This window comes from Hominimerdicola alba 8 (assembly GCF_000178155.2).
In the GTDB taxonomy this organism is placed as follows: domain Bacteria; phylum Bacillota; class Clostridia; order Oscillospirales; family Ruminococcaceae; genus Hominimerdicola; species Hominimerdicola alba_C.
Window position 1 is genome coordinate 1 of the sequence record NZ_ADKM02000039.1, and the last position, 2,346, is coordinate 2,346.

Sequence of the window (2,346 nt, forward strand, 5' to 3'; positions counted from 1 at the left end):
TTCCGATATGAGTCTATATAGCGCGCCATATCGGAAAAAGCAATAGCTTTCAGAAAAAAGATTATGCTGTTTCGGGAACACGATGAAGAAGCTCGTTTACAACTCTGTTGTAGGCATAATCGAACATCACATCGTTTATATCCCTGTCACCAATGAAGTGACTGATCACCGTATGTTTTACACCGTCCATCTCATAAGTGTTGGTGTGTGTCGGACGGTCTTTGTAAAGCTCGTCCATCTCCTGCATTGTTCTCTTGCCTGCCTTCTCTCTGTCTGCGGCAGTGCTGTTGTTTGTCGTATAACACTATCCTTTCCGACAGCTCGTTCCATTTTCGCACTTCCTGCTGTCTGTATCCATAAAAATCGTCCCGTCGGTTACGGGGAAAATGCCTTTGACCGTTCAGGCATTTTTGTGTTAGTCGGTCAGCGCTTCGCCATAGAACTTGATCTCATCATCGTCCTCGGCAGTATCACTATCCGACTTATCGCAATCCGAGCTGTCCGCATTCTTGCTGTCACCGTCCTTGTCGCTATCGTTAGTAGGGACACCGACCATTTCAAGCAGCTCGGAATCCGACAGACCGCTTGCACGAAGTTTCTGTAACAGCGAATGCTCCGCATTGATGATGTCATCAAGCTCACGGGGCTTACAGCCCCTCTCCTCAGCCATCGCAAGACGGTTAGCTTCTTTCAGCTTCTCCTCAAGCTCCTGCTTCTTGGCAGTATCAGTGGCGATGCGTTTCGTCAGTTCCTCGATCCGAGCAACGAGCTTGTCACGCTTCTCTGCATAGATACCCATTCATAATCACCTCGCTTTCTCTTTATTATTTTTATTTCTGTTCCATGAGCCGAAGCTCTGTTCTCCATTTTCATACTCCAATTATAGCGCGCAATTCCATTAAAAATCTACTGGCAGACCAGACAAACTTTTCTCAACACCGCCCGAAATCGGAGCGATTGAATTTTCAGAAACGTGCAGTTATGAGGGGGTTACGATACTCTGAGAGCATAGAAACCCGCAACTGTCATTTTGACGAATGCCCATTTTTCGATTCATTGACTTTTTGATTTTTTTCTTGTATCATATCCATAGGGACGGGCGCAGAGCTTTGAGCCGAAAACGAAAAAGAGAAAAATAGTCGCTGACGCTCCAATTCCACACATGGAAGTGCGGAAACAAAGCAGAGCCACAGGCTCAAATGCAAAATAGCCCCGCAGGGGCTAACACAAATCGCAAGCTCGGCATAGCTGCACTACAAATCACAGATTTGAGTACACCAATGCACCGCTTGTTAGAGGGCTGCCGCCCCTAAGACCCTGCAATTAGAAATAGAAAGGAAAACAGAAAACATGAGCAACAAAACCAAACGAAACCACAGTATTCAGGTCAGGTTAAGTGACGAGGAATACGAAGCGTTCAACCACAAGTTCAATGCAAGCGGTATGAAGTCACGAAGCGACTTCTTCCGCCACATGATCTTCACAGGCTACATCGTAATTTTCAACGATGACAAGATGAATGAGCTGCTGAAACTTGCAAGAAGTATCTCCAACAACTTCAATCAGGTGGCAGTCAGAGCCAACAGCGGCGGAAAGGTCTATCCCGAAGATATTTCCGCTTTGAGGGAGGAGGTGGACAAACTCTGGCAACCACTAAGATTTTTTCAGTCTCAGTTGATGAGCTTGCATCACTGAAATAAATCGTTGAGCTTAAAATGCAAACGATAGATAATAAAAAGGAGCGACTATTTAACGCCGCTCCACCAAAACAATTTATCACATTCAAAAACAAAAGAAATGAGTTTCCACAAGCTGATTAGTCATCGTCATTTTCATCTCGTGCAGATGTGGTCAACTCCATCATTCTTTCTGCGTAAGTAGCACCGTCAATTTCTTCATCGGCGTACTGACGCATTAACTCTTCAATCTGTGCTTTCAGTTCCTCTCTGGTCATCTTTTTCACCTCCTCACAATAAGAACGCAGTTGTTTTCGTTCCAGTGATTTTACAGGATTCTTAGATGTTCGATACTGATACTAAACTTAAATTTAGTATACCATAAATGGTCTTTTTTGTCAAGAACAATATGAAAATAGAAAGGGGTAGATAAACTCTGGCAACCACTAAGATTTTTTCAGTCTCAGTTGATGAACTTGCATCACTGAAATATATCGCCAACCCTGAAAAGACGGACAACGGCAGATTGATCTTTACACAAGGTTGCAGCGTCGATCCTGAACAGGCTCACCATGACTTTGAAGAAATACGGGCGAACGGAACTGGCAGAAGCTCCGTTCTCGCTCAGCATTTTATCGTCAGTTTCAAGCCTGGGGAAATTACTCCCGAA

5 protein-coding genes are annotated in these 2,346 nt (G+C 44.5%); 2 read left to right on the forward strand and 3 right to left on the reverse strand.

Annotation, left to right across the window (positions count from 1 at the left end):
- Positions 1-61: 61 nt before the first annotated feature.
- Complete coding sequence (locus CUS_RS03455; RefSeq protein ID WP_002847543.1) at positions 62-247, reverse strand: hypothetical protein; 186 nt, start codon at positions 245-247, stop codon at positions 62-64.
- Positions 248-415: 168 nt separating this feature from the next.
- Positions 416-799, reverse strand: a complete 384-nt coding sequence (locus tag CUS_RS03460; protein WP_002847541.1) for a hypothetical protein — start codon at positions 797-799, stop codon at positions 416-418.
- 551 nt (positions 800-1,350) lie between these two features.
- Between CUS_RS03460 and CUS_RS03465 the strand changes: the two genes are divergently transcribed.
- Positions 1,351-1,695, forward strand: a complete 345-nt coding sequence (locus tag CUS_RS03465) for a plasmid mobilization protein (protein WP_002847542.1) — start codon at positions 1,351-1,353, stop codon at positions 1,693-1,695.
- A gap of 121 nt (positions 1,696-1,816) precedes the next feature.
- Here the strand turns inward: CUS_RS03465 and CUS_RS20020 are convergent, their stop codons facing one another.
- Positions 1,817-1,954: a hypothetical protein gene (locus CUS_RS20020; RefSeq protein WP_002847540.1), complete on the reverse strand. Its 138-nt coding sequence runs from the start codon at positions 1,952-1,954 to the stop codon at positions 1,817-1,819.
- 248 nt (positions 1,955-2,202) lie between these two features.
- On the opposite strand from CUS_RS20020, the gene CUS_RS20770 reads away from it, so the two are divergent.
- Positions 2,203-2,346: relaxase/mobilization nuclease domain-containing protein (locus CUS_RS20770; RefSeq protein ID WP_242831533.1), on the forward strand; the 144-nt coding region annotated here is incomplete at its 3' end.

What these genes read in the sequence shown, in the direction of transcription:
- CUS_RS03455 (WP_002847543.1), bottom strand. Translation starts at nt 247, where the DNA reads ATGCAGGAGATGGACGAGCTTTACAAAGACCGTCCGACACACACCAAC.
- CUS_RS03460 (WP_002847541.1), bottom strand. Translation starts at nt 799, where the DNA reads ATGGGTATCTATGCAGAGAAGCGTGACAAGCTCGTTGCTCGGATCGAG.
- CUS_RS03465 (WP_002847542.1), top strand. Translation starts at nt 1,351, where the DNA reads ATGAGCAACAAAACCAAACGAAACCACAGTATTCAGGTCAGGTTAAGT.
- CUS_RS20020 (WP_002847540.1), bottom strand. Translation starts at nt 1,954, where the DNA reads ATGACCAGAGAGGAACTGAAAGCACAGATTGAAGAGTTAATGCGTCAG.